Source organism: Protofrankia sp. CiT1, from assembly GCF_917627335.1.
In the GTDB taxonomy this organism is placed as follows: domain Bacteria; phylum Actinomycetota; class Actinomycetes; order Frankiales; family Frankiaceae; genus Protofrankia.
In genome coordinates this window covers 1-2,517 of record NZ_CAKJTP010000295.1, presented here as the reverse complement: position 1 = coordinate 2,517, position 2,517 = coordinate 1, and the positions used below count along the sequence as shown (strand labels likewise).

At 65.8% G+C, this 2,517-nt stretch carries 2 protein-coding genes and 1 pseudogene; 2 read left to right on the top strand and 1 reads right to left on the bottom strand.

Annotation, left to right across the window (positions count from 1 at the left end; all coding sequences use genetic code 11):
• Positions 1-464, top strand: a 464-nt coding sequence (locus MJ785_RS21775) for a transposase (RefSeq protein WP_239382733.1), incomplete at its 5' end; no start/stop codon positions are given.
• Between the two features lie 57 nt (positions 465-521).
• Here MJ785_RS21775 and MJ785_RS21770 read toward each other — a convergent pair.
• Positions 522-1,031, bottom strand: a pseudogene (locus tag MJ785_RS21770) (IS5/IS1182 family transposase); the annotation flags it as partial.
• Positions 1,032-1,383: 352 nt separating this feature from the next.
• Here MJ785_RS21770 and MJ785_RS21765 point away from each other — a divergent pair.
• Positions 1,384-2,517 (top strand): cytochrome P450 (locus tag MJ785_RS21765; protein WP_239382731.1); only part of this gene is annotated, 1,134 nt, incomplete at its 3' end.

The following is a 2,517-nucleotide window of genomic DNA, read 5'->3' as shown; positions in this document are numbered from 1 at the left end:
TTGCCAGCCAGGGGATAGACGCCGCCAAGAAGATCGTCGGCCGTAAGCGGGGCGTCGTCACGGACACCCTCGGCCTGCTCCTCGCCGTGACCGTCACCGCCGCCAGCCTGTCGGAGAACGCCCTCGGAATACGACTGCTCGACCAGGTCAAGAAAACCTACCGGGGGATATCCAAGACCTGGGTCGACGCCGGCTTCAAAAACAGCGTGGTCGAGTACGGGGCCGCCCTCGGCGTCGGCGTCGACGCCGTCCCCAGAAAAAGCCGGACCCGCGGCTTTCACGTCGTCAAACGGCGCTGGGCCGTCGAGCGGACGCTAGGTTGGATCATGCTGCACCGCCGCCTGGCCCGCGACTACGAGACCTTGCCCGCCAGCTCCGAAGCCATGATCTGTATTGCCTCGATCGACAACATCGCTAGACGCATAACGAACGAAACAACACCTACCTGGCGAGGAACCTATTAGGTTATATAAGATGATTATCTCTAATCAAACGCCCTCTAAGGCGTCGTCGGGGTCCTGGGCACGTGCGGCGGTCGTGTCATGCTCGCGGTCGGGGCGGACGTCGGACACCCACAGGATCCAGCCGTCGTCCGGGGCGGAGAGCACCTGGATGTTGCCGCCGTGGTGGTGTTTCCCCGACCACCACAGGTCGACGCCTGTTATCGGGCCGGGCATACGGACCCGGTCGGTCTCGAGCAGCGTGCCGTCCACGATGACCTGCCCGTGGCCCGCGAGCTTCGCGGCGAGCAGGACGTTGTGCAGGTCAGGGGCCTGCTCGGCTAGGACCTGAATCCCTTCGTGAAGGTAGTCGTGGCCGGTCGACTTCTTGATCCCATGGTCGACGATCAGCTGGGTGACCCGGGTGGCGTCGGCGAACCAGCGCAGCACGAGCACCGCCTGTTCGTGGCTGGTGAGCTTCCGCGTCCCTTTCCGGGTACCGCGGCGGACACGCTCCGCTTCCAGCAGGCCGGTCACGAACTCGACCGTGTGCTCCTGGAACTGCAGGACAGCCATGTATGTCGCACTCACGACGCGCGGGATTCCCTGAAGCTGATCTTTGGTCGGAACGGTCTTCTATCGGGATCCCGCGTTTCTTCGTTCACCGCCCCCCTTCCAGCCGCCCTATCGCCTACCGTCTGTGACGCTCACGTAGAGCCACCAATCATTGCGCGGAAAGGCTCAGTCGGTGAAAGTGGGGACTACCAGCGGGATCACGCTTCGATCACACTCGAGTCACGCCCCCGTCGCGATCATGCTGCATAGTCTGAGGTATCGCGACATGCGCTCATTATGTGTCGCATCAGTAAAGCACTCGATCATTCATTGTCGGCCCGTTTTACAAATGGGCCGGAATGGCACTTGACGCACATGGGAGGGTCGCATGCGCAACTCGCTTGCAGGCAAGGGGGCCACCGCGGATCCCGGTGAGGACATTCCCGTAGCGCCCGGCGGCCTCCCCGTCGTGGGTCACGCGGCGAAGGCCCTGCGCGACCCGCGGGAATTCCTGCGCTCGCTGCCCGCGCACGGCGACGTCATGAGCATCAGCGTCGGCCCGCTCAAGGCGGTGATGGTCTCCGACCCGGAGCTGACCTCGCAGATCCTCCTCAACGACCGCATCTACGACAAGGGCGGCCTGCTGTTCGACCGGGCCAAGGAGGTGTTCGGCGACGGCCTGGTGACCTGCCCGCACTCCATGCACCGGCGGGAGCGCCGGCTGGTCCAGCCCGCGTTCCAGCGCAACCGGCTCTCCGGCTACGCCCAAGTGATGACCGAAGGTGCGAGCCTGATCACCGGCAAGTGGCGCCACAGTCAGGTCCTGGACATGCCGGCGGAGATGCTCAGCCTGACGATGCACAACATTCTCCAGACGATGCTCGGCGGGACGCTGCCCCCGCAGGACCTGCGCCAACTGGTCAGCGACGCCATCGAGGTGCAGCACGCGACCTACCGGCAGACGTTCACGCCGGCCGTGCTGAACCGGATACCCACTCCGGGCAACCGGCGCTACCAGCGGGCCCTGGCCGGGCTCCACAACACCGTGACCGACATCATCGCCAAGGCCCAGGCCAACCCGGAGGATCACGGGGACCTGCTCTCGGCGCTCTTGGCGTCCCGCGACACCGGCGCCTCCGAGTGCCCGGTCGGCGGCGGCCAGAGTGAGCGCCTGAGCAGCGCCGAACTCCGCAACGAGGTGCTGACCTTCCTGGTGGCGGGTTCGGAGACGACGGCGATCGCGCTGTCCTGGGCGCTGTACCTGATCGCCCGTCACCCGGACATCCAGCAGCGGCTGTGGGCCGAAGTCGACCGCGTCCTGGAGGGCAAGCCGGTCTCCCTGGACCACCTGCCCGACCTGAAGCTCGCCGGCCAGATCATCACCGAGACGCTGCGGCTGTACCCGCCGGCCGGAATGATCTGGACCCGGATCGTCACGGCGGACACCCGCCTGGGCGACTACGACATCCCGGCCGGCACGACCATCGTATACAGCCCCTACGCGATGCACCGTCTGCCGCAC